Origin of the sequence: Desulfatiglans anilini DSM 4660 (assembly GCF_000422285.1) — a bacterium.
GTDB classification, from domain to species: Bacteria; Desulfobacterota; DSM-4660; order Desulfatiglandales; family Desulfatiglandaceae; genus Desulfatiglans; species Desulfatiglans anilini.
In genome coordinates, this window is record NZ_AULM01000045.1 from 1 (window position 1) to 23,046 (window position 23,046).

Annotated in this window: 21 protein-coding genes and 1 tRNA gene; 9 read left to right on the forward strand and 13 right to left on the reverse strand. The window is 58.4% G+C overall.

Going from position 1 to position 23,046, the window contains the following annotated elements:
* Positions 1-552: 552 nt before the first annotated feature.
* Positions 553-987: a hypothetical protein gene (locus H567_RS0118775; RefSeq protein ID WP_035255290.1), complete on the forward strand. Its 435-nt coding sequence runs from the start codon at positions 553-555 to the stop codon at positions 985-987.
* Positions 988-1,066: 79 nt separating this feature from the next.
* Here H567_RS0118775 and H567_RS30165 read toward each other — a convergent pair whose 3' ends face one another.
* The 3 genes from H567_RS30165 to H567_RS29210 all read right to left on the reverse strand — a co-directional run bounded on the left by H567_RS30165 (position 1,067) and on the right by H567_RS29210 (position 2,578).
* Complete coding sequence (locus H567_RS30165; protein WP_353743104.1) at positions 1,067-1,384, reverse strand: IscA/HesB family protein; 318 nt, start codon at positions 1,382-1,384, stop codon at positions 1,067-1,069.
* 313 nt (positions 1,385-1,697) lie between these two features.
* Complete coding sequence (locus H567_RS26030) at positions 1,698-2,330, reverse strand: XTP/dITP diphosphatase (protein WP_084517577.1); 633 nt, start codon at positions 2,328-2,330, stop codon at positions 1,698-1,700.
* Positions 2,255-2,578 (reverse strand): hypothetical protein, encoded by a 324-nt coding sequence (locus H567_RS29210; protein ID WP_167330944.1) that lies wholly within the window; start codon positions 2,576-2,578, stop codon positions 2,255-2,257. Before H567_RS29210 ends, H567_RS26030 begins: the two co-directional genes overlap by 76 nt.
* A 178-nt stretch (positions 2,579-2,756) precedes the next feature.
* Here H567_RS29210 and H567_RS0118795 point away from each other — a divergent pair, with 178 nt between their 5' ends.
* Complete coding sequence (locus H567_RS0118795) at positions 2,757-3,422, forward strand: class I SAM-dependent methyltransferase (protein ID WP_035255292.1); 666 nt, start codon at positions 2,757-2,759, stop codon at positions 3,420-3,422.
* Here the strand turns inward: H567_RS0118795 and H567_RS0118800 are convergent.
* The 5 genes from H567_RS0118800 to H567_RS0118820 all read right to left on the reverse strand — a co-directional run bounded on the left by H567_RS0118800 (position 3,417) and on the right by H567_RS0118820 (position 11,517).
* Complete coding sequence (locus tag H567_RS0118800; protein ID WP_035255294.1) at positions 3,417-4,511, reverse strand: mannose-1-phosphate guanylyltransferase; 1,095 nt, start codon at positions 4,509-4,511, stop codon at positions 3,417-3,419. The two genes, H567_RS0118795 and H567_RS0118800, sit on opposite strands and share 6 nt — an antisense overlap.
* A gap of 148 nt (positions 4,512-4,659) precedes the next feature.
* Positions 4,660-5,838, reverse strand: coding sequence for a bifunctional glutamate N-acetyltransferase/amino-acid acetyltransferase ArgJ (gene argJ, locus H567_RS0118805; RefSeq protein WP_028322579.1), 1,179 nt, complete (start codon positions 5,836-5,838; stop codon positions 4,660-4,662).
* 27 nt (positions 5,839-5,865) lie between these two features.
* Complete coding sequence (gene secA / locus H567_RS0118810; protein ID WP_028322580.1) at positions 5,866-8,730, reverse strand: preprotein translocase subunit SecA; 2,865 nt, start codon at positions 8,728-8,730, stop codon at positions 5,866-5,868.
* Positions 8,731-9,025: 295 nt separating this feature from the next.
* Entirely contained in the window at positions 9,026-10,927 is a 1,902-nt protein-coding gene (uvrC, locus tag H567_RS26035) for an excinuclease ABC subunit UvrC (RefSeq protein WP_051185123.1), read from the reverse strand.
* 2 nt (positions 10,928-10,929) lie between these two features.
* Entirely contained in the window at positions 10,930-11,517 is a 588-nt protein-coding gene (locus tag H567_RS0118820; RefSeq protein ID WP_028322581.1) for a GNAT family N-acetyltransferase, read from the reverse strand.
* Positions 11,518-11,676: 159 nt separating this feature from the next.
* On the opposite strand from H567_RS0118820, the gene H567_RS27505 reads away from it, so the two are divergent.
* From H567_RS27505 to H567_RS0118855, 7 genes are all read left to right on the forward strand, one after another.
* A complete protein-coding gene (locus H567_RS27505) occupies positions 11,677-12,669 on the forward strand; it encodes a ChaN family lipoprotein (protein WP_153306265.1) in 993 nt (330 codons plus the stop codon).
* Complete coding sequence (locus tag H567_RS0118830; protein ID WP_051185125.1) at positions 12,657-13,199, forward strand: NUDIX hydrolase; 543 nt, start codon at positions 12,657-12,659, stop codon at positions 13,197-13,199. The genes H567_RS27505 and H567_RS0118830 overlap by 13 nt, the downstream gene beginning before the upstream one ends.
* Before the next feature lie 245 nt (positions 13,200-13,444).
* Positions 13,445-14,746: a histidinol dehydrogenase gene (gene hisD / locus H567_RS0118835; RefSeq protein ID WP_051185126.1), complete on the forward strand. Its 1,302-nt coding sequence runs from the start codon at positions 13,445-13,447 to the stop codon at positions 14,744-14,746.
* 370 nt (positions 14,747-15,116) lie between these two features.
* The gene (gene gcvH / locus H567_RS0118840; RefSeq protein ID WP_028322584.1) at positions 15,117-15,554 is read left to right on the forward strand and encodes a glycine cleavage system protein GcvH; all 438 of its coding nucleotides are present in this window, start codon (positions 15,117-15,119) and stop codon (positions 15,552-15,554) included.
* A gap of 11 nt (positions 15,555-15,565) precedes the next feature.
* Positions 15,566-16,633: a lipoate--protein ligase gene (locus H567_RS0118845; RefSeq protein WP_028322585.1), complete on the forward strand. Its 1,068-nt coding sequence runs from the start codon at positions 15,566-15,568 to the stop codon at positions 16,631-16,633.
* Between the two features lie 57 nt (positions 16,634-16,690).
* The gene (locus H567_RS26045) at positions 16,691-17,770 is read left to right on the forward strand and encodes a radical SAM protein (protein WP_051185127.1); all 1,080 of its coding nucleotides are present in this window, start codon (positions 16,691-16,693) and stop codon (positions 17,768-17,770) included.
* Between the two features lie 131 nt (positions 17,771-17,901).
* Positions 17,902-17,978, forward strand: a tRNA-Lys gene (locus H567_RS0118855).
* Positions 17,979-18,035: 57 nt separating this feature from the next.
* On the opposite strand, the gene H567_RS26050 is transcribed toward H567_RS0118855, so the two are convergent.
* The 5 genes from H567_RS26050 to tnpA form a co-directional block, all read right to left on the reverse strand.
* Positions 18,036-19,079 (reverse strand): AIR synthase related protein, encoded by a 1,044-nt coding sequence (locus H567_RS26050; RefSeq protein WP_161626659.1) that lies wholly within the window; start codon positions 19,077-19,079, stop codon positions 18,036-18,038.
* A gap of 116 nt (positions 19,080-19,195) precedes the next feature.
* On the reverse strand, positions 19,196-20,716 hold the full coding sequence (locus H567_RS0118865; protein WP_028322586.1) for an MSMEG_0568 family radical SAM protein: 1,521 nt from the start codon (positions 20,714-20,716) through the stop codon (positions 19,196-19,198).
* Between the two features lie 370 nt (positions 20,717-21,086).
* On the reverse strand, positions 21,087-22,475 hold the full coding sequence (locus H567_RS26055) for a sigma-54-dependent transcriptional regulator (protein WP_051185129.1): 1,389 nt from the start codon (positions 22,473-22,475) through the stop codon (positions 21,087-21,089).
* A complete protein-coding gene (locus tag H567_RS28035; protein WP_244155521.1) occupies positions 22,472-22,768 on the reverse strand; it encodes an ATP-binding protein in 297 nt (98 codons plus the stop codon). The genes H567_RS26055 and H567_RS28035 overlap by 4 nt, the downstream gene beginning before the upstream one ends.
* A 38-nt stretch (positions 22,769-22,806) precedes the next feature.
* A partial coding sequence (tnpA, locus tag H567_RS28715) for an IS200/IS605 family transposase (RefSeq protein ID WP_028322587.1) occupies positions 22,807-23,046 on the reverse strand: 240 nt, incomplete at its 5' end.

A 23,046-nucleotide genomic window follows, 5' to 3' on the forward strand; every position in this document is an offset into this window, starting at 1 on the left:
ATGTGACAAGGTCTGCTTGACTCACGTTCAATAGATCGAGTACCTCCGGACGGATACCGAATAGTGTTGGTACCCAACCCACGAATAGCAGATTGATTCACCGTCGAAGAAACCTCAGGGCCTCTTGCAGAAACAGAACTCCGATGGAGGAGTCATGACAAGATAAAGATAAAAAGGAACGCCGCTTTACGGGGCCTTGGCTCCGACGAGCTCCACGCAGGGCCCATTCTCGGCAAGGCCCCGTAAAGCGGCGTCGATTAAACAGGAGCTTTTCAGAACTTTTCACTTGACAAGAGCCCGTTTCATAACAGTTTCCATCCAGAAATGGTCTTTTTGGCCAATCTCGGCGTCAATCCGCACGTTTGCTTGTGCGGCGACCTGCAGCTCGCCTCCGTGCAAACGCCCGCTTCGCTCGGGATTGGGAAGAAATTCCCATTTCGGGAATGCAGAATCCGGGTAGTACCGGCAAATCATTACCGGGTGGACACTACGCTGTTACCGAATGAAAGAAGGTCAATTCCGCTGAGGGTTTGAAGATCGGAGGGATGGACAATGACCCACGAGATGAAAGGCCATTATGCGAAAAAGCATTCGCCGGAGCGCTCCCCCCAGGCGGAGATCGCCGCCGCCCTGCGCGAGCTCGCCGAGCCCGAAGGCGTCCCCTGCGCAGTCGCGCACGACATCGCGGCGCGCTTCGAGGTGCCGCCTTTAGAGATCGGGTTCACCCTGGATACGCTGGAGATCCCCATCTGCAAGTGCCAGCTGGGCCTATTCGGGTATCAGCCCGCAAGACGGATCGTCAAACCGGCCGAGAGCGTCTCCCCCGAGCTCGAAGCCGCGATCCGCTCGGAACTCCAGAACGGCAAACTCCACTGCAAGGGGGCATGGGACATCGCGAAGCGGTTGAAAATCCCCAGGATGGCGGTCTCTGCAGCCTGCGAAAGGCTGGGTGTGAAGATAGCCGGCTGCCAACTCGGGGCATTCTGAAACAGGGAAAGAAAAGCCCGCACCGACCCCTGACAGGAGACGGTGCGGGCTTTTCTACATTCAGGTATGCTCAAGATGTTCAGCAGCTGCCGCAGGAGCCTCCACAGCCGGCGCCCATCGGCATATTGGATGAAATATTGAAACCCGCTCCAAACGCTGAATTGACGTAATCCACCTTGATCGGTTTGATCCGCGTGTACAAATCCTTTTCGATGACATAGGTCAGGCCGCGGTCGTCGAAAACCTCGTCGTTCTCTCTTGACTCATCCAGAGCCATACCCAGAGAGGGCCCGGCTCAGCCGCCCTGCGACATCATGATCCGGATCGGTGGAATCATATCACGATCCTTCAAAAATTCCTTAATCATCTCGCTTGCTTTTTCGGTGACTTCCAACATTGCAAAACCTCCTCCAGGGTAATTGGCTGGTTTCCATCAGAAGATGCGGCCTTCTGCCCATCTCGGTTTCAATCTGTACGTTCGGGTGCGCGGAAGCCACGAAATCGCCGGCGCCCAAGCGCTTGATATCCTGGATATGGGTCCAGAAGCCCTCTTCCCGGATTGGAAACTATTTCGTGTTCAAAGCCTTATTGCCGGATAAACACTCATTTAGCCCTCGTTCATCTCTGTCGTGCACGTTTTATCAAAATAGGCATTCAATATGATTTGTCAAATATAGAGGCACTTTTCGCGTTTTGGTTACAGATTTTTTTCACGGCTCTTCGAGCAGCCGCTGCCGGAGCCAGATCAAAACCTTTCCGAATTCACTTTTTAATTCCTGCAAGGCGCGGCCGCGATGGCTCACCCGGTTCTTCTCCTCGCTGTCGATTTCCGCAAACGTTTTTCCGAGGGGCGGATAGAAAAACACCGGGTCGTAGCCGAACCCCGAAGCCCCAGCTGGTTTCCGGGTGATCTCGCCTTCGCATTTCCCCTCATAGATGAGCGCCGGCCCCCGCGGGACAGCAATGGCAATGACGCACCAAAACGCGGCCCTTCTGTCCTCCACACCCTCCATCTGCAGCAGGAGCTTCGCGTTGTTCTCCCCATCGCTCGCACCATCCCCGGCAAAGCGCGCGGAACGGACGCCCGGTTCTCCTCCAAGCGCATCGACGACCAGCCCCGAATCGTCGGCCAAGGCCGGAAACCCAAGGACGCGCGCGGTAAACCGGGCCTTCTTGACCGCATTGTCCTCGAAGGTCTCCCCGTCCTCCTCGATGCTCGGGATCGGTCCGAAATCATCCAAAGTCTTAAGTTCTACATCAAAATAATTCAATAACGATTTGAATTCATACAATTTACCCTTGTTGCGCGTCGCGAGAACCAAGGGGATCCGCTCTGGTAGGATTTTTGTGGGTTCGTGCACGTGATCTGCCTGCAATGGAATCCTGCCTCCTTCAGTTTTTTTGCTGAAATACGCCCTTGGGCCGGTGGCATCCACATTTTGGGGTGGACAAGCAGCCAAGCGTCCGCTAGGTTAGATTTCCTCAGTAAACGGTCTTTTTGGCCGATCTCGGCATCAATCCGCACGTTTGCTTGTGCGGCGACCTGCAGGTCGCCTCCGCGCAAATGCTTGATTTCCTTGATATTGGCCAAGCCGGGACCCACCGCGAAGCGTACAAAGAAAAGCCCGCACTTCCCGGTTGAAAACCCGGCGGGATCGGATCTGCGTTTCCGAAAAAGCCGTCCCGGACTGACGATTATACCGGCCGGGGCGTTGTCTCCTGGCGGTTTCGCCTGCACCACATCACTATCAGCTTTAAGGATCGACCGCATGGATCTCGAAGCCTTCCAGCAAAACCACCCCACCCAGACCGAAGAGGTGGTCGTCCGAAACCGCCGTTACCGGCTCCTGCTCCCCAAGACCCTCGACTCCTTCATCGACCCGGATGATCCGATGCGCGATTTCCCGCTCTGGGCAAAGATCTGGGAGGCGTCGCTCGTTCTAGCCGATGCCTTGGCCGGCATGCCTCCGGCTCCATCGCGACAGATATTGGAGATCGGGTGCGGGGCGGGGCTTGTGGGCATTGTGGCGGCATCCTTCGGCCACCGTATCACCATGACGGAGTACAACCCCGATGCGCTCGCGTTCGCACAGGCAAACGCTGAGTTGAATCTATCAGATTCCAGCGGAAAACTCAAGATTCAGCGTCTGGACTGGCACCGCCCCGACCTGGAAGGGCCCTTCGACTTGATCATCGGGTCAGAGGTGGTTTACAGCGAAAGGGATTTCGAACCGCTCGAACGCCTCTTCAAAACGTTTCTCGGCCCCGGGGGGGAGGTCATCCTGGCCGAGGGGATGCGGCGGACGAGCATGGCCTTTTTGCAGCGCCTCTCCGAATCCTGGCAGATCGAAGCGCGCCGCATGACCCTGCGCTCCCAGGAAAAATCCATGCCCGTCATCCTGGCGCGCCTGCAGCGCAAGGCGAACGGACTATAAGTACCCGTCCTTTCCTGCAGCCTTCAAGGCCTCCACGATCTTCCGGATATCCTGCGACCGATCGAGGCGGGTGACCAGGAGGGCGTCGGGCGTATCCACGACCAGAACGTCCTCGAGCCCGAGGCAGGCGACGATCTTCTTCCCGGATGTCTGGACGAACGAGCCCCGGCAGTCGATCAGGACGGCGCCGGCATCCGCCAGATTGCCCTTGGCATCATGCGATACAGACCAGAGCGCGTAAAGGGAGGCCCATGAGCCGACATCGCTCCAATCGCAGCGGCAAGGAACGACATAGGCTTCTACCTCCGGTTTTTCCATGACGCCGTAGTCGAACGAGATCCCCTCTATCGTCGCGTAGACCTCTCCGAGCCTTTCAGCGAAACCCTCGCGCCCGAACGCCCCTTCAAGACGGGAAAGGGCCTTGTAAAGCGCCGGCAGGTGCCGCTCGACCTCCATCAGCAATGTCTCCGCCGTCGCGACGAAGACGCCCGCGTTCCAATAGTATTCACCGCTCGCAACATAGCTTTTCGCATCTGCGAGGGCGGGTTTTTCCACAAATTCCGCGACCCGGTAAACCCATTCCGCCGGACCTGTCAAGGCCGACCCCTCGCGGCGGATATACCCGTACCCTGTCTCGGGTTGGTCGGGCACGATCCCCAGGGTTACGATACCGCCTGAAAGGCTCTTCCGCCCGGCGACGCAGAGTGCATCGAGAAAGGACTGCCGGTCCCCGATGTGATGATCGGCGGGCAGGAATGCGATGGCTCCCCGGATGCCCCGCCACCGGGCGTAAAAGGCCCCGAGCGCAATGCAGGGAGCCGTGTTCCTGCCGACCGGTTCACCGATCAGATGAATCGGGCGTCCTCCCAAGCATGCCTTCGCCTCGGAAAGATGGCTCTCACCAAGGACCGCCACGATCCGTTCGTCCCCCAGGATCGGGCTCAAACGGTTGCAGGTCTCGACGAGCAGGGGCTCGCCGCCGGTGACCGGCAGGAACTGCTTCGGTTTCAGCGCCCGGCTCATCGGCCAGAAGCGCGTCCCGGAACCCCCCGCCATGACCACAGCGCATTCGATCGCGTTCTTCTCCATTGCGATGCCTTTTCTCCTTCATCCCTCCTGTTGGCCGGCCCGCACCGGAAAAGCCCCGGCCTATCCCCTGACGGCGCAGTTCTTCCACTCGAGGGGGCCTTCGACACCTCACCGGGCCGCCTAGACGACAAGTGCCGGGCCGCCCGAATCAGGTCCGGTAATCCGCGTTGATGCTGACGTACTGGTGGGTGAGGTCGCAGGTGCTGACCCGCTCTTCCGCGCGCCCCATGTGAAGATCCACCGTTACGTCGAAGGACTTCTCATGCATCTTCTCGGCCGCTCGGCCCTCGGCCTCCGCCCCGAGGCCCAGCCCAGCAGCTACGATCTGGATATCATCGACCCAGATGTCCACGCGTTCCTCTTGCATAATCACGCCCGACCGGCCGAGGGCCGCCATGATGCGCCCCCAGTTGGGGTCCTGGCCATAGAAGGCGGTCTTGACGAGCGGAGAATTGGCCACCGTCTTCGCGGCCAGGAGCGCCTGTCCCTCGTCCACCGCACCTTTCACCCGGATGTGGACGAGTTTGCTCGCGCCCTCGCCGTCGCGTACGATCATCTCAGCCAGTTCGCCCAGCACTTCCGTCAGACCGGCGCGGAAGGTCAGTTCGCCGGTCTCCCCCAGGGGACCGTTCCCTGCAAGGCCGTTCGCCAGGATCAGCACCGTGTCGTTCGTGCTCGTGTCCCCGTCGACCGTGATCCGGTTGAAGGTCTTCTGGACCGCCGCCCGGAGGGCGGATCTGAGCGCCAGGGTCTCGATGCGCAGATCGGTCACCACGAAACAGAGCATCGTCGCCATGTCGGGCATGATCATCCCCGCGCCCTTGGCCATTCCCAGAATCGTAAAGGGCTTCCCACCGGCCTCTCCCGTAAAGCGGCTGAGCTTCGGGAAAGAATCCGTGGTCATGATCGCCTCGGCGGCTTTGGGCGCTCCGCGTGGGTCCAGCCCGCCAACCAGTTCCGGCAGGGCCTTTTCGATGCGTGACAGAGGAAGCACCTGCCCGATCACTCCGGTGGAGGCCACCAACACCTCCTCCGGTTTCAGTCCGGCACTGGCCGCCAGGATCTCGGCAGAACGCCGGGCCGCCTCGAACCCCTCACGCCCTGAACAGGCGTTGGCATTCCCTGCATTGGCGATAATCGCGCGGGCGGCGCCCGTCCGGATCCTCTCCTGGTCCAGCTGGACAGGGGCGGCCTTGACTCGGTTGGTCGTAAACATCCCTGCGGCCGTAGTCGTATCCTGGTCGGAGAAGATCAGCGCCAGGTCGAGCCCAGGTTTTTTCCTCAACCCCGCTGAAACCGCTGAAAATCTGAAACCCTGCACCATCATCTCGTCATCGTTCATTCCTCTCACCTCTCAAAGACCGGCGCCGCAGCATTTCTTGTACTTTTTGCCGCTCCCGCAGGGGCAGGGATCGTTCCGGCCCACTTTGGCCGCCTGCCGCCGGACCGTGGCTGGCTTGGCGCTCTCCGCGCCGCCTCCATGGCTCATCTGGAGCTGCCTCTTTTTCTCGGGCGGGGGCTCCGCCTGCCGCCTGACGAACTGCAATTTGAAGAGCGTCCCCAGCGTCTCCTCCCGGATGCGGTCCATCAGGCCCTCGAAGAGGGCGAACCCCTCCTTCTGATACTCCCGGAGGGGATCCAGCTGGCCGTATCCCCTGAGCCCGATCCCCTCCTTCATGTGCTCCATGTCCTGGAGGTGGTCGACCCAGCGCGTGTCGATGATCTGGAGCATGATCAAACGCTCCAGCCGCTCGAAGTCCTCCGCCCCGAGAAGCTCACGCCGCTCGTTGAGAGCTGTGCGCGCCTGCTCTTTGATGAGGTCGAGCACGTCTTCGGGCTTGAGGCTGTCGAACGCCTCTTCCGTCATGTCCTTTTCCGTAATCTTCGGCCTGAAGCCGAAGACCCGGATGACGTGGTCGCTCAGGCCCTGGACATTCCAGTCCTCCGCATGTTCTTTGGGGTCGATATACTGCTCGACCAGGGCCTCGATCCGCTCCTCGATCATCGTATCGATGATGCCCCCAAGCCCCTCCCCTCTCAGTACATCCCGCCGCAGAGAGTAGATGATCTCCCTCTGCTTGTTCATGACATCGTCGTACTCGAGGAGATGCTTGCGGATGTCGAAGTTGTGCGCCTCCACCTTCTTCTGTGCGTTCTCGATGGCCTTCGAGATGAGGCCGTGTTCGATCGGTTCGCCCTCTTCCATGCCGAGGCGCCCCATGATCGAGGAGATCCGCTCCGACCCGAAGATCCGCAGGAGATCGTCTTCAAGGGACAAATAGAAGCGCGAACTGCCCGGGTCGCCCTGCCGCCCGGCCCGGCCGCGGAGCTGATTGTCGATCCGGCGGCTCTCATGACGTTCAGTGCCGAGGATGTGAAGGCCGCCGAGCTCCCGCACCCCCTCGCCCAGAACGATGTCGGTTCCACGGCCGGCCATGTTCGTCGAGATGGTGACCGTCCTGGCCTGCCCCGCCTGGGCGATGATCTCCGCCTCCTTCTCGTGGTGCTTTGCGTTCAGAACCGAGTGCGGGACGCCGCTGCGTTTGAGCATCTTGCTCAGCATCTCCGACTTTTCGATCGAGATCGTACCCACTAGAACCGGCTGACCTTTCTGGTAGAGTTCGGTGATTTCGTCCACGACGGCCTTGAACTTCTCTCGCTCGGTCTTGTAGATCGCGTCGGCGAAGTCCTTGCGGATCATCTTCCGGTTGGTGGGGATCACCACGACGGAGAGCTTGTAGATGTTCTGGAACTCCGCCGCCTCCGTGTCGGCGGTGCCGGTCATGCCGCCAAGCTTTTCGTACATCCGGAAAAAATTCTGGAAGGTGATCGTCGCCAAAGTCTGATTCTCGCCGGCCACCGAGACCCCCTCCTTCGCCTCCACCGCCTGGTGCAGGCCGTCGCTCCAGCGCCTGCCCGGCATCATCCGGCCGGTGAACTCGTCCACGATCATGATCTGGTCGTCCTTGATGACGTAGTGGACGTCCTTCTCGAAGAGCCAGTAGGCCTTGATCATCTGCTGCGTGGCGTGCAGGAGTTCGGAGGACCGGATATAGTTCTCCTCGAGCTCCTTGATGCGCTCGACCTTTTCCTCCTCACCGAGCTCTTCGTTCGCCTGGATCGCGCGGCTTTCCTCATCCATGTCGGGCATGACGAACTCCCCGAGGTTTCCGCTCGAAAGGAGTTTGATGCCTTTGTCGGTCAATTCGACCGCGTTGCTCCGCTCGTTGATCGTGCAGTAAAGGATCTCATCCAGGTCGCCGAGCATCTTCTGCGCGCTGTAAAGGTTCTCCAGCCGGTCGATCTCCTTCTTGAGCGCGGGCTGCTCGGCCAGGATGCCGAGATAGGTCTGGTTCTTGGGATCTCCGCGCTTGATCTGCACCAGGATCTCGATCGTCCTTTCGCTCAGGTCCCCTTCCTCCAGCCGCCGGCGCGCCTCGGCCAGGAGGGCGCGGATCTCGGTCCCCTGCTTTTTCTTCAGATGGATGACGAGGGGCTTCACCTCGCTGTAGATCTTGTTCTCACTGTGTTCGACTGCACCGCTGATGATGAGCGGGGTGCGCGCCTCGTCGATCAAGATGCTGTCGACCTCGTCCACGATCGCGTAATAATAATCACGCTGAACCAGGTCCACCGGATCGAACTTCATGTTGTCGCGCAGGTAGTCGAACCCGAACTCGTTGTTGGTGCCGTAGGTGATGTCGCACGCATAGGCCTGCTTCCGTTCGGCATCGTTCATTCCATGCACGATCACCCCGACCGTCAGAGCCAGAAAGCGGTAGATTCCGCCCATCCATTCGGCGTCGCGCCGGGCCAGGTAATCGTTCACCGTCACGAGATGCACACCCCGGCCGGTGAGCGCGTTCAAGTAGAGGGGCAGCGTCGCGGCGAGGGTCTTTCCTTCGCCGGTCTTCATTTCGGCGATCTTGCCGCGGTGCAGGACCACCCCGCCGATCAGCTGCACGTCGAAGTGCCGCATGCCGAGGACCCGCACCGACGCCTCGCGGACCACGGCAAAGGCCTCGGGCAGAAGGTCGTCGAGGACCGCACCCTGGCTCAGGCGCTCTTTGAATTCGGCAGTCTTTCCACGCAGTTCGTCGTCGGTCAGCTTCTGGATCGAGGGTTCCAGTTCATTGACGCTGGCTACGATGGGTGCGATACGCTTCAGTTCGCGTTCGTTCTGACTGCCGAAGATGCCTTTGATGATTTTTCCGAACATAACTTCCTTCCACCCCCCGCGCACGCAGTGTCACGCGATGGCAAAGATACCGGGCCGCGGCTTCAACGGGTGCGCCGGGCTTACGCCTGAAGGACCGGGGCTGATGAACCGGTCGACCTTCCCAGCCCGCCTCCATCCGAATATATTTTTACGCAAGTGCACATCTCCAGCCCAAAAAGGCGGTTCCCCTGCCGGGATCGAAACATGGAGCGGAGTCCCATCCAAAAGTCAACCTCTTATTAAAGAATTTTAGACCGGAAAATGCAAGCACTCATGCGTCGCGGCCTATAAAAGATCAATCCCCCGGGGCTTCAGGGCCGGGGCCGTCATCGCGACGGGAGGGGCCGGACTCGAGCCGCAACCGTTCCAGAAAGCTTTTGATCTCACACGCAAGCGGGCCGGAGATGCCCTGCACGGCCGCCAACTCCTCGACCGACGCCTCCATGAGCGCCTCGACATCCCGGAAACGTTTGAGCAGCGACGCTTTGCGCGCCTTGCCGACCCCGGGTACGGCATCCAGGATCGACGCGTGCATTCGCCGGGCGAGCAGCTTCTGGTGGTGACCGATCGCTCGGCGGTGCGCCTCGTCCCGGATGTGCATCATCAGCAGCAGAACGGGATGATCGCCCGGAAGCTCGATCGGGTTCTTCCGCCCGGGGACATAGAGCTTGTCGTACCGCTCGTGGCGCGCCTCATCGGGCTTGGCGATCGAAACGGAATCGGGGGGGCGCAACTCGGGGTGCGCCCCCCGTGAGCGGTCGATGACCGCCCGCACCGCTGCGAGATGCCCCTTGCCGCCGTCGACCAGGAAAAGATCGGGCCAGGGCGTCTTTTCCATCCGGCGCGCCACGAGTTCGCCCATCATCGCGTAATCGTCGATCCCGTCGACGTTCCTGATCCGGTAGCTCCGGTAGCCTGGCCGGTGAGGGATCCCGTCCACGAAGGAGACGATCGTCCCGACCGGCGCGTGGCCGTGGAAGTTCGAGATGTCGAGCCCTTCGATGATGTGCGGCGCACCCTCGAGCGCAAGGGCGTCCTTCACCATCAGCACGAGGTCCTCGTGCTCCTGCTTCAGGCGGGCCTCGAGGACGCTCTGCGCATTGGCGGCGGCCATCTCGACGAGCCTTAGATTTTCGCCGCGCTGCGGCCTCAAAATCCGGACACGGGTCGAGGCCTCCTGGGAAAGCCAGTTCTCGATAGCCTCCTGATCGCCCACGGCTTCAGGGACCAGGATCCGCTTCGGGATGAAGGACTCCTGGGCGTAAAACTGCTTCAGGAAGGCCTCGAGAACCTCGGCTCGATCGCCCTCCTTTTCGCGGATGAGATAGGGGCGGCTTCCGACCAGGACCCCGTTCCTGATGAAGAGCACGACCATCTGAAAGAGGTGCCCCCGCACGGCGAGGCCGACGACATCCTGGTCCTCGAAACGGGTCGAGACCACATGCTGGCGCTCCACCGTGCGCTCAATGGCGGTGATCTGATCGCGAAGCCTCGCCGCCTTCTCGAAGTCCAGAGCATCGGCCGCCTGCCGCATCTCCTGTTGGAGCTGCGCCACGAGCTCCGTGCTCCGCCCTTCCAGAAAGAGGCGCACCCGCTCGACGATCCGGCGGTACTCCCACGCATCGACCGGCAGGCAGCACGGCCCGAGGCACCGCCCCATCTGGTAGTTCAGGCAGGGCCTCGAGCGTTTCGGCACCTCACGGTTCCGGCATTTGCGGAGCAGAAAGACCCGGTCGATCACCCGGAGGGTCTCCCTGACCGCATTCGCGGAAGAGAACGGCCCGAAGTACCAGGCGCCGTCCTTGCGGGTCTTCCGGACGATGAAAGGGCGCGCGAAACGCTCCCGTGGATCCAGGCGCACGCTCGGGTAGCGCTTGTCGTCGCGCAGGATGATGTTGTAGCGGGGGGCGTGTTTGCGGATGAGGCTCGCCTCGAGGATGAAGGCCTCGTTCTCCGTAGCGGTGAGGAGGGTGTCGAGGCCCCGGGCCCGCTCCATGAGGTGGGCGGTCTTGCGGGGAAGCTCATCGAGCGGCTTGAAATAGGAGAGGACGCGCTTGCGGAGACGTTTGGCCTTGCCGACGTAGATGACGCGCCCGCCGGAATCCTTGAAGAGGTAGACCCCGGGTGCATCCGGCAGGATCTCCTGCAGCCGCTTGGGATCAAGCCCGTCCCGGGCGACGGTCTCCTGCTGCGTCATTTTCAGAATGGGTTCCACCGGGACGGCAGGTATTTCATCATGATCAGAAGATCGTGAGCCTGCCCCGAACGGTCCAGGACATAGTCCTTCAAGACCGCCTTTTCCTGGAAATCGAGCTTCTTGACCCCGTCGATCACCGCCAGGTCGCGGTCCGGCACCAGCCGGATGACCAGTGCCTTGAGCCCCGTGGACATCCCGAGGTTGATGAGATCGAGGAGCATCCAGGTCCCCAGGCGCCGCTCCCGGAAGGCCGGGTCCACCATGATCCGGATCTTCCCGATGTGGCTCTTCGCACCGAAGCGCTTGCGCATCAGGGCGGCATTGCCGATGATCCGCCCTTCGAGACACGCCACGATGGAGACGATGCGGACGGGATCGAGGTGCCGGATCCAGTTCCGGATCACGGCCGGCTCGGTCACATCGTCGTTCAAAAACCAGAGTTCATCCGCGGAAAAATGCCGGAACATCTCCGCGAGGGCTTCCTCGTCGCCCTGCCGAAGGCAGCGCAGGGTGACACCGGTCCCGTCCTTGAGGATGATCTCGTGGGGATAACCTTTGAGAGGGTCCTGCTCCGCAGCCTTGGTTTGCATATTCCTTCTCGCTCCCGGATCCGTTTTCATGCGGTCGACCTCTGGAAGCGCCGCAATCTCTTTTTAGGGATAGACACCCGCTAACCTAAATGATAAGGATGCTGGCAGTCAAGTTCATTGCCGCCGCCCTTTTCCACGAAGCTGACCGGGAGTGTGATTTTGAACCGAAGCACCGTCCACATCGCATTCGCAGGAATGCTCTTCGCAGGCCTCCTGCTTTCAACCGGGTGCGCCGCGCGCAGGCCGCTGATGAAGCCCGTAACGGTCAAGGTGGAGGGCAGTGAGACCCTCTTCCGGCCCGGGGAAATCATCGATGTCGAGGCCGGCGCCGCAGTGGGCTTCGAGGCGATGATGGAGGCGCTCCAACACAAGGATCTGCTCTTCATCGGCGAGGTTCACAGCGATCCGGAGCACCACCTGATGCAGGTTCAAATCCTCCAGCGCTGGATCCACGGCGAGGTCCACCCGGTGATCGCCATGGAATTCTTTCAGGCGACTCAGCAGGAGGCCCTCGACCGCTACCTTGCCGGAGACCTGGATGAGGCGGCCTTTCTCGAAGAGGCGCAGTGGGATGCCGAATGGGGATTCCCCTATCACTATTACCGTCCTCTTCTGGACCTCGTACGGGCGAAGCAGGGGCGCATCCTCGCCATCAACGCCCCGCGCGAAATCGTCAAAAAGGTGGCGCGCACGGGCATCGAGAGCCTTTCTCCGGAAGAAAGAGCGCAGATCGCCCCCGAAATCGATCTGACCCGGGAGGCGCACCGGGAGTTCGTCCAGGCGGTTTTTCCGCTCCATGCCGCGCACGGCCGGACGGAGGACTTCGAACGGTTTTACCAGGCGCAATGCGTCTGGGAGGACACCATGGCCGAGAACATCGCGCGGTTCAAGCTCGAAAACCCCGCAGCGCGGATCGCGGTCTTCGCCGGCAACGGACACCTGAAATACGGCTTCGGCGTTCCAGACCGCACCGTCGAACGCGCGCCCGCGGATGCCGCCGTCGTTCTTCCCTATCCCGCCTCCCCGGATCTCGTTCTCGAACGCGGCATGGCGGATTTCGTCTGGCTCAGCCGGCCGGTGCGGGTACCTTTCGGGAAGCATCCCCGCCGGCCCTCGGCCGGGGATGAAGAGGGGATTTCATGGAATCCGTGATTCAGTCCGTCTATGAGGCGCATTTCGGCCCTTTCCGGTTCTGCCCGGTCTGCGGCAAGCCCCTCGAACGCAAATGCCTGAAGGTGAACGAGCCGGCGCGGCTGGTGTGCACCGTCTGCAGCTTCGTCCTCTACCAGGACCCCAAACTGGTCGCCTGCACGATCCTCAGGAAAGGAGGGCGGATCGCTCTCCTGCGGCGGGCCATCCAGCCCGAAAAGGGCAAATGGGTCATGCCGGGCGGCTACGTGGACCGCGGGGAGAAGGCCGAGGCGGCGGCCGTCCGGGAGACCTTGGAAGAATGCGGGCTCAAAAGCCGCATCGAACGCCTTTTCGGCGTCTATTCCTACGAAGGGCAGCCGAACGTCGTTCTGGTCTTTATCGCCTCCCCGGTGGACGGCGACTTCCACCCCGATGACGAAACCAGCGAGGTGGGCTGGTTCTCGAGGGAGGAGATCCCCTGGGGCGATCTCGCGTTTCAGAGCACGGTCGACGCCCTGCACGACTTTTTCGCGGATCGGGGCACCGCCTGAAGGCTGTGCCTGTTCCGCCCGGCGCCAGCTCGAAAACCGCTCCAAGGCCGGAAGATGGAGCCATGCGCCCCGCATGCCCCGGAAAGCATCGTGCAGGGGGGCTGTTCCACCCGGTGTGAACGGGCGCTGCGCCCCGTGATCCGCCCGCGGAGCCGAACGGGATTCGCGAGCCTCCCGCCTTTTTGACGAGGCTCGGAACCCGCTTCGATCAGAGACCATCGCAACGCAAGGAGATTTTTTGAGATATGATGATCACACCCAAGCCATTGGCATCGCTCGGTCCGGAGCAGCGCGCTGCGATCCTCGACCGCTCGATGGCCGATATCTCGGCCGTCTACGAAGACATGCGAAAGATCGTGGCGGACGTCAGGAACCGCGGGGATGAGGCGCTCGTCGACATGAGCCGCGAGTTCGCGCCGGACGTCCGGCCGGGCGACCTGGAGGCCGCCCCCGCCGAGATCGATGCCGCCGTCGCAAAGGTGGCCCCATCGGTCATGGAGGCCCTGCGCGCGGCCGCGGCGAACATCAGGCGCTTCCACGAGGCGCAGCGCGAGCGCGAGATGTGGTCGACCTACGTGGCCGAGGGCATCCTCGCAGGGCGCATCACGCGCCCGATCGAACGGGTGGGCTGCTACATCCCGGGCGGCCGGGCGGCCTATCCGAGCACGACCCTGATGACCATCATCCCCGCCCGGGTCGCCGGTGTGGAAGAGATCATCGCCACGACCCCGGCGGGCCCCGGCATGCAGGTCAACCCCGTGACTCTGGCGGCGGCCCGCCTTGCCGGATGCCGCCGCATCTTCAAGGTCGGCGGCCCCTGGGGAATCGCCGCCATGGCCTACGGGACGGCCTCGGTCCCGCGGGTCGACAAGATCGTCGGCCCCGGCAACAAATACGTGACAGCCGCCAAGATGCTGGTGTACGGCCGGGTCGATATCGATTCCCCCGCCGGACCGAGCGAGGCCCTGATCCTCGCCGATGAGACCGCGGACCCCGAGCTCGTGGCTGTCGATCTGCTCTCACAGCTCGAGCACGACCCCGATTCGGCCGCCCTGCTCGTGACGCCGTCCGCCCCCCTGGCGGAGGACGTCGCCAAGGCGATCGAGGCCGCCTTCGATGAACTCCCCCGCAAAGAAATCATCGAGATCTCGATCCGCCGCAATGGGAGGATCCTCACGACGACCTCCATCGGCGAGGCCGTCGCCTTCACGAACGAATACGCCCCCGAACACCTGCAGATCATGACGCGTGATCCGTTCCTGACCTTGCAGGGGATCCGTCATGCCGGCTCGATCTTCCTCGGGAACTACGCGCCAGTCCCTGTCGGGGACTATGCCTCGGGCACCAACCATGTCCTCCCGACCGGACAGTGCGCCCGGATGTTCTCAGGGCTCTCGGTGGATGACTTCATCAAGAAACCCACCTTTCAGTACCTGAGCAAACAAGGCCTGGCCAACCTGAAAGAGACCGTTGTCACGCTTGCGGAGGCCGAAGGGCTTCCGCTGCATGCCAGGGCGGTCCGCGCCCGATTCGAAGGCCGCTCTTGAGCATTTCGGCCCGCGCCTGAATGTACTTGATTTCTGGGCTCTGTGCTGCTAGAAACTTTCCCACTGGAAAATCGGCCGATGCTGCCGGCCACCCGCGGAGAGCCCGTCACCCGGCGCCGTTTCTAGCGCAAGCCCGGATGCCTGCGTTCGCGCGGCGGGGCATTGCCCCGAGCGGTCCCCGACGCCGCTTTCGAGCGCCTTCTCGGGAGCGGATCCACATGGCCCGGCAGTACACACGGCCCCCGGCCGAATGTCACGGAACGGGGGCGCAGGCCGACCAGGCCGCTTGAAGAGGGCCTCCCGGCTCGGACAGGTGGAAGTCCCACAACCTTAGAAATCGTGCAATCAAGACTTCAAGGAGGGTAAGAACATGGCGGACATCAAGGGCTACAACATGCCTGACGACCTCTACTACAGCGAGGACCACAGCTGGGCCCGCGTCGACGGCGACAAGGTCACCGTGGGCATGACCGATTTTTTCCAGAAGGAAGCCGGAGACATCGTCTTTGTGGACCTTCCGGAAGAAGAAGAGGACGTGAGCCAGGGAGAGGTTTGCGGCAAGATCCAGTCGCGCAAGTGGATCGGCAAACTGGTCGCCCCGGTCTCCGGTGAGATCGTCGAGATCAACGAAGACCTCGAGGAAGACACCAGCCTCATCAACACCGATCCCTACGGCAAAGGCTGGATCCTCACCATCGAGGCCTCCGCCCTCGACGATGAACTGCCGAAGCTCATGCAGGGAGCTAAGGTCGTGGCGTTCATCGAAGGTGAGATCAAACGCGCCGAGGAGGAAAAGGCCAAGGCCTAGTTTGAGAACCCATGGTCCGTTCCTGGCGATTGTTTAAAGAGCTCTCGCGGTCCCTCTCGACAGCGGAGGGACTCGCGATCGACGACACCCTGCCCCAGTCGGTGGCGAATCATCAGTCTCCTCCGATCCTGCACCTGTACACCTTCGTTCCCTCGGTGATCGTCGGAAAGTATCAGGATATCGAGGCGGCCCTCAAACTTGACCGCTGCCGGGCCCGCGGGGTTGAATTCAACCGGCGCAGCACCGGCGGCGGCACCGTTATCATGGGGCCGCGCATCCTGGCCCTCGGCCTGGGCATCGATGTGGACTACCCGGGCCTCAAGAAAGGGGTCGGCGGGGTATTCGAATCCCTCAGCCGCGTCCTGGCGAACGCCGTCGGGTCCTTCGACGTTCCCGCATATTTCAAGCCGAAGAACGATCTCGAGGTGGGCGGGCGCAAGGTCGCCGGCCTTTCGGCTGCAGCCGATGCCGGCAAAAGCCTCCTGTTTCACACCAGCCTCCTGGTCGATTTCGATGTCGAACTCATGGTCGACATCATGAATACGCCTCTCATCAAGCTTCAGGACAAGGGTTACAACTGCTTCAGCCAGCGGATGACGACCCTCGCCCATGAAAGCGGCTCCGATCTCTCGATGGCCGAGGTGATGCGCGCCGTCGAAAACGCCTTCGAAGAGGAGTTCGGCATCAACTTCCGGCAGGACGAGCCGGACAGTTGGGAAAAAGAGACGATCGACCGCTTTATCGAGGAGCGATACACCCAGGATGATTGGATCTTTTCCCACAAGCATCCGCGGGTCCGCATGGGGGTGGGGCAGATGAAAACGCCGGGAGGGCTGCTGGAAGTCTATCTCTCCCTTTCGGGGGCCGCCATCGAGCAGGTGTTGATCACCGGCGATTTTTTCTCGACTTCCGCGGACATCAAACGGCTCGAGGACGCCCTTAAGTGGTCTTCGGCCCGTCCCGACGCCATTCAGGAGAAGCTGACCGAGGTCTGGCGGGACGACATGATCCACGGCATCGACCTGCCGACGCTCACAACGGCGATCCTCAAGGCCAAAGAAAATCAGGTCCGCCTTTAAGCACCCGGCGCGCCCGTGAAAACATGATATTCAGCTTTAAATTATCGATTTAATGCCATGAAAAAAGAAGAAAGTCCTGCTTTTGCCAAGATGAGCCAAGCCACGGCGATCTCCCTCGATCTTATGCGTGGGCGGATGTACCGCGGCGCGGTAAACCGCTGCGTGAATCTTCTGGTGCACTATCCCGAGGGCTGCGCGGCGAACTGCGCCTATTGCGGCCTGGCTAAAAAACGCCCCGGCACCTACCGCGAGAAAAGCTTCATACACGTCGAGTGGCCCGTCTTCTCCATGGATGAGATCATCGCAGCGATCAATCGCGCCCCCCGTTTCGTGCAGCGCACCTGCATCTCTATGATCACCAACGGCAAGTGCACCCGCGCCACGATCGAGATGACGGAGCGCCTCGGCCGGGACACAGCCCTGCCCATCTCGATCCTGATCAGTCCCACGATCATGAAGGAGGAGGATTTCGGCCGCATGCACGAGGCGGGCGCCGACAAGATCGGCATCGCCATCGACCTCGCCACGCCCGAGCTCTTCGACCGCTACCGCGGCAAGGCGGTCTCCGGCCCCCATCGCTGGGAGACCTATTGGCGCACCCTCGATCAGGCCCTGACCGTCTTCGGCCCGCTGAACGTCGGCGCACACTTGATGGTCGGCATGGGCGAGACCGAGGAGGAGATGGTCTCCCTCATGGATCGCCTCTGGCAAAAAGGGGTCGTAAACCACCTCTTTTCCTTCTTTGCCGAGGAAGGCTCCGCACTGGGCAACCGCCCGCAGCCGGCCTGGGACACCTACCTCAGGATCCAGCTCGCGCGCTATCTGATAGAGAATGATCTGAGCAGCCACAGCCGGATGCATTTTTCCCCATCGGGGCGGATCACGGACTTCGGCCTCTCACCGGAGGAGCGCGACCGTGTCATCTCGCTCGGCACCCCCTTCATGACGACCGGCTGCCTCGGCCCCGACGGCGAGGTCGCCTGCAACCGCCCGTTCGGGAACTGCCTCCCCGACGTACAGCAGTGGAACTATCCTTATCCGCCAAACACCGAAGAACTGGCGCTCATCCGCGAAGCCTTCGCTTCCGGCAGCCCGATCCCCGAACGTAAACGCGCAACCGCCCAGGGGGCCGGCTGATGCCCTGCACCGGCTTCCTTCCCCGGCGCCCCCCAAGGCCCCCGAAACCGAGGGGACGCCCGCAAATCGCCCGCTTCGCCCAAAAAACTTTTGACATACCGGCGGTGACTTGCTAAATTAAATTTTTCATCGGGCCGTTAGCTCAGTTTGGTAGAGCAGCGGACTTTTAATCCGTTGGTCGTGAGTTCGATCCTCGCACGGCCCACCAGCAAGATCAAGGACTTAGGGAAACCCTCTAAGTCCTTTTTTTGTTTTCCTGTCGACTTTATCCGGAGTTTTTCCTTCCACTTATCATTTTGCGCATTTCTATATTTGGATGTGCGCCCGCAAGCCGGCACGTAATGCCGGTAATTCTGTCTGTTGTAAAGTCAAAAACAGTTTGGGATTCGGATCCACTTCTGATCGTTACCTTCCTTTGTTCCGTTACCCTGCCGACAACCGCAGCATGGATGGACCTTTCCCGGAAAAGATCAATCACCGACTGGGAGGTTTCAGGCTTAACAGAGAGGATGAATCCAAAGCTCTGAAAAGAGACCAGCCAGTCAAGAAGATCCAGTTCCGGTGGGCAGGGGATCGCATCCAGGTCAATATCCGCACCCCTTCCCGAGTTTTCCATCATGATGGAGAGAGTGCCTAACAGGCCGGCATTGCTCACATCCTTGCAAGCCTGGGACCACCCCTTCTCAGCGATGATCGGAAGGACCTCCAGCCGATGGATCAATTCTTCCGACGTCTTTCCTGAATTGGCATCCCAACTTACCACAGAATAACAGCCCACTTGGCCGTTTAGATCTGCCGCAAAGATCAGGTCATCGCCGGGGGCTGCCAAGTGGCTGCGGAGAAGCTTGTTCGCATAGCCCAAGATAGCAACCGAAAGAGAGGGTGCCTCCGAGGAGGCGTCGGGATGGAGGTGACCCCCAACCATAGGCACCTGAAGCTTTTCGCATCCCTTGCGAATCCCGTCGATGACCTTTGAACGCTGCGCATCGTCGCCGCTGGCCAAGACATTGACCATGGCAAGAGGCCTCCCCCCCATTGCATAGATGTCATTGACCGTCACCATCACGGATGCCTTGCCGGCAGCATAGGGTTCATTCACAAGCAGCCGGGTCATCATGCCGTCGGCGGCCAGCAACAGATAACCATCCTTCCAGTGGATCACAGCGGCATCGTCTCCGTAATTAGGCAGATGATGATCAAGCTGGGTCCCTTGAATCAGTTTTGTATAGACCTCCTCAATCGGTCTTTTTCGCAAAAGCCCAATGTAATTCCTTGTGTCATTAATTAGTCGTGATAAATTGCGTTTCATAATACCCATGAGCTCCATGTATTTTAAACAAACTCACACGATTTATCCCAATTTTCTTGTCAAGCACATTTAGGATCATATCCTTCATTGACAAGTTAGGCATGATCAATGCAGAATCATCGATCCTCGAGATCTGCCTCCATGATTTGATGCACTCTTCCAAAATGGAGTTTGGGATTTCCAACAGTTTTCCATCCTAGTCGTAAAAAAAAAGGAACGTTTCTTTCCTGAATGAAGGCTGTGAACCGGGTGCACCCCTGTTTTTTAATAGTTGCCACAGCTTTCCGTACCAGAAGCTCACCGGCGCCGAAGGCTCGATACCCTTTTTTGACAGCCAGCCGTCCGCCGATCCAATGCTCATTTCCGTCGCCATTGCAAAAAACCCTAACTGTACCCACCAGTTCTTGACCGTGCTTCACCACCAGATGGATGCTGTGAGAATCATTTGCGTCTGTGTCCGAGCCCGCAAACATCTCCTGCTCATCGACAAAGACCTGTTTCCGGATCTCAAAGGCCTGGCTCAACTCGAAGGATGTCCTCGCACGGTGACAGGTCAGGGCCGGCTCGGCACGTTCGTATAAGGGGAGCGCAGAGCAGGCACCGCACCTGACACACCCTGCCAGGGAACGGCTTGCAGATAGGCCGGCTTGCTCCAATATCGCAGCCGCCTTTTCGTAATGACCAATCATGATGCTCGGATCAGGGGGAACCACATTTTCCAACAATGACCCAGGGATAGGCCTGAGTGGCACAAGAAAAGGATAAACGCCGAGATCTGCGAGATATTCACAACCCGACCCGATGGTTTCGGGCCTTTCACCCAGGCCGGCGATCAGGAAACTGCTGACCTGATTCGGCCCAAAGATCTCCACTGCTGCTTTCCATGCCTCATCATATCCCCTTAGACCGATTGCCGCCTTCATAGGCGCAATTCTGGAGAGCGTCTGCATGTCAAAGCTTTCGATATGAATCCCGACTGTGTCTACCCCGGAACGTTTAAGATCACGGAGCTTTTCTAAGTCGACAGGGGGGAGAAATTGGGCATGGATCGGGAGGCCCGTGGCCTTCTTGATGGCCGAGGAGGCCTCAGCCAAAATAGTAAATTCGGCATCCCGGGGCCGCGCTGCTCCTGTAGTCAGGACCACGTGCTTGACTCCGTCCAGAGCCATTGCGGAGGAAGCTGTATCTGCCAGTTGTGAAGGCGATTTCAATGCAATCGTCTGCCCGTTCTTCAATGAAAGTTCGATTCCGCAGAACCGGCAACGCCTCTCGGATTTCCAGTAGACGCAGGTCTGCAGCACCGATGTAGCCAGACAGTCCTTTCCATGAAGAAGGGCAATCTTTGAACATGGAGTCCCATCCCCAGCGGCTTGACCATAAAACCGTGGCCGGGATATCAGCTCCACCGGGAGGAGATCCAGGCGGCCATCCTTGCACAAAAAAAAACTCTCTTCCCCGGCTCTCAGCGAATACGGAGAAGCGGATACATAAGGACTAACCGTCGGCACGGATACCGCCCTTCCATCGATCAAAAAGGTCCCCGCGTCCGCGGGGCCAGCCCCACCTTTTCTAGGAAGTAAATTATCCCCAAGCCGAACCCCAAGGCTCTGAATCTGAGTTACGATATGGGCGCTCATATACCCAGGTCCTCCTGTCTTCGAGCAAAGCTGCGCCTCCCTAACTCAAGGAGATCATACCAGCTCGACATCTCCCCCGTATTCTTCAATCCCTCAGGCTCCTCGATCTACAATCTCTCACCTAATGCCATCCCCATCCCTGCACCCGTCAACGCAGATCAAATCCTATAGCATCATGATGGCGTGAACATTCCGTTTCGACATCTTGGGATCAGATGTTAACAACCTAAACTCAAACAATTTTTCGTCTGCGGGAATTGAACTAAAACCCGCCGGGAAAATTACGCTTTTTGATAAACCTGAATCACAGAAGCATTGGTCCTCAAACAGTGAGAACCGGGGTACAATCGCGATTTATATACAAAATTCTTCAATCTATTTTGACTTCGTTTAGCAACGAATCACATTCGATGTGATATTTCTTAAGTTTATATCTCAATGTGCCTCTGGCAATGCCCAAAATCTGAGCCGCTTTTATCTGGTTACCGCTAGCCATCAAGAGAGCTCTCTGAATTAATTTCCTAATATTATCGTGTAAATTCATGCTGTCGAAATGAAATTGTGATTGGGCTGTATATAAAAAATTATTGGTAATTGATATAGAGTCCATAGTTATAATATCCCTATTCTCCAGTAGCACTGCTCTTTCAATCGCGTTTCTAAGCTCACGTACGTTACCTTTCCATTCTTGCTGAGAAATCAATTCCAAAACTTCAGGAGCAAATCCTTTTATATTTTTATTTAGTTTTTTGTTAAATTCAACAATGAAATATTCAGCTAATGGGATTATATCACTTTTTCTTTCCCTTAAAGGTGGCACACGGATTTTGACAACGTTGAGTCTGTAATATAGATCTTCTCTAAAATTTCCCTTCTTGATCTCCTGTTCTAAATCTCTATTCGTAGACGCTAAAATCCTCACGTCACAATGTTTTTGTGCAGTTCCACCGACCCGGAAAAATGTCCCATTTTCAAGAACCCGAAGGAGTTTCACCTGTCCTTCTAAGCTAAGATCTCCAATTTCATCCAAAAGCAAAGTTCCATCATCAGCTAATTCAAAAAGGCCAGGCTTGCTTTTATCAGCACCAGTAAATGCGCCTTTGTTATATCCAAATAGTTCTGATTCGAGGAGTTCTTTTGGAAACGCACCGCAATTCAAACACAAAAAGGGTCCTTTGCAACGAGGACTGTAATAATGAATTATTTGGGCAACGATCTCTTTACCAACTCCTGTTTCCCCTTGAATAAGAATCGAGGTATCACTGCTTTTAGCAACGTCTTTTGCAAGCTCCAAAATTTTACACATTTCAGCGCTTTTCGCTCTGAATGAAATACGATCACCGCGATTGCTCTTATACTGCAGTTGCCGGACCTCCCTCTTGCTTCTAATGGCCTCGGCAGCTTTAAGAAGACTGATCTTGATTGATTCACTTGAGAATGGCTTCTGTATATAATCAAATGCTCCAGTTTGAATCGCTTCAACTACATCTTTAAATGTGCCATACGCACTTATAAGAAAAACAACAATATCCGGATCGAAGGCCTTTATACCTTTAAGTACCTCTAAACCGTTCATCCCAGGAAGCCGAAGGTCAAGATATACAATATTCGGATTGTGAATCCGAAGACTATCTAAAGCCGATTCTCCACTATCCGCCAATATCGTATTGAACCCAATTTTATCGATAATACGCTTTAATGCATTTCTTACGGATAATTCATCGTCAACAACAAGAACGGTATATTTATTCTGGTTCATTTTTCCCTGTAATCTAGTCTGAATTTAATAATTGTTTCAGTACCTTTCCCTTCTTTGCTATGCACTTCAATCAGCCCACCGTGGTCTTTTACGGCCTTATAAGAAATATATAATCCAAGGCCAGAGCCAGTTTTTTTGGTAGTAAAAAACGGATCGAATATTTTTTCCAAGTTATCTGAAGCGATGCCACACCCCGTATCGCAAATTCTCAAGCGGACATACTCACCATCTGTTTTACCTATTGAGTCATGACCTCCGGCAAAGCCGGAGGCTTGAATTTGTGAACCGCTCAAAGCGGTAAATAAAATCGGGGGCCACCTGAAGGTGGCTACTATTTGAACAAACCTAGCTGGTCGATTTTTTTGTCGATTTCTTCGTGTCTTTTGATGTATTGCCGGATCACCTCTTCATCGTGACCGGCTGTAGAGACGTAGTAGCCTCTTGCCCAAAAGTGAAGACCGGTAAAATTCTTCTGCTTTCCCATATATTGGCGAGCAACATGAATTGCGCTTTTCCCCTTTAGATAACCGACAATTTGGGAGACAGCATATTTTGGCGGAATTGATATCAG

Excerpts from the sequence above, each read along its gene's own strand:
- uvrC (WP_051185123.1), bottom strand. The coding sequence starts at position 10,927 with ATGACGCAGCAGGAGACCGTCGCCCGGGACGGGCTTGATCCCAAGCGG.
- H567_RS26045 (WP_051185127.1), top strand. The coding sequence starts at position 16,691 with ATGAAAAAAGAAGAAAGTCCTGCTTTTGCCAAGATGAGCCAAGCCACG.
- H567_RS0118775 (WP_035255290.1), top strand. The coding sequence starts at position 553 with ATGACCCACGAGATGAAAGGCCATTATGCGAAAAAGCATTCGCCGGAG.
- H567_RS26055 (WP_051185129.1), bottom strand. The coding sequence starts at position 22,475 with ATGAACCAGAATAAATATACCGTTCTTGTTGTTGACGATGAATTATCC.
- H567_RS0118865 (WP_028322586.1), bottom strand. The coding sequence starts at position 20,716 with ATGAGCGCCCATATCGTAACTCAGATTCAGAGCCTTGGGGTTCGGCTT.
- H567_RS0118795 (WP_035255292.1), top strand. The coding sequence starts at position 2,757 with ATGGATCTCGAAGCCTTCCAGCAAAACCACCCCACCCAGACCGAAGAG.
- secA (WP_028322580.1), bottom strand. The coding sequence starts at position 8,730 with ATGTTCGGAAAAATCATCAAAGGCATCTTCGGCAGTCAGAACGAACGC.
- H567_RS26050 (WP_161626659.1), bottom strand. The coding sequence starts at position 19,079 with ATGAAACGCAATTTATCACGACTAATTAATGACACAAGGAATTACATT.
- hisD (WP_051185126.1), top strand. The coding sequence starts at position 13,445 with ATGATGATCACACCCAAGCCATTGGCATCGCTCGGTCCGGAGCAGCGC.
- H567_RS0118830 (WP_051185125.1), top strand. The coding sequence starts at position 12,657 with ATGGAATCCGTGATTCAGTCCGTCTATGAGGCGCATTTCGGCCCTTTC.
- H567_RS0118820 (WP_028322581.1), bottom strand. The coding sequence starts at position 11,517 with ATGCAAACCAAGGCTGCGGAGCAGGACCCTCTCAAAGGTTATCCCCAC.
- H567_RS0118845 (WP_028322585.1), top strand. The coding sequence starts at position 15,566 with ATGGTCCGTTCCTGGCGATTGTTTAAAGAGCTCTCGCGGTCCCTCTCG.
- argJ (WP_028322579.1), bottom strand. The coding sequence starts at position 5,838 with ATGATGGTGCAGGGTTTCAGATTTTCAGCGGTTTCAGCGGGGTTGAGG.
- gcvH (WP_028322584.1), top strand. The coding sequence starts at position 15,117 with ATGGCGGACATCAAGGGCTACAACATGCCTGACGACCTCTACTACAGC.
- H567_RS0118800 (WP_035255294.1), bottom strand. The coding sequence starts at position 4,511 with ATGGAGAAGAACGCGATCGAATGCGCTGTGGTCATGGCGGGGGGTTCC.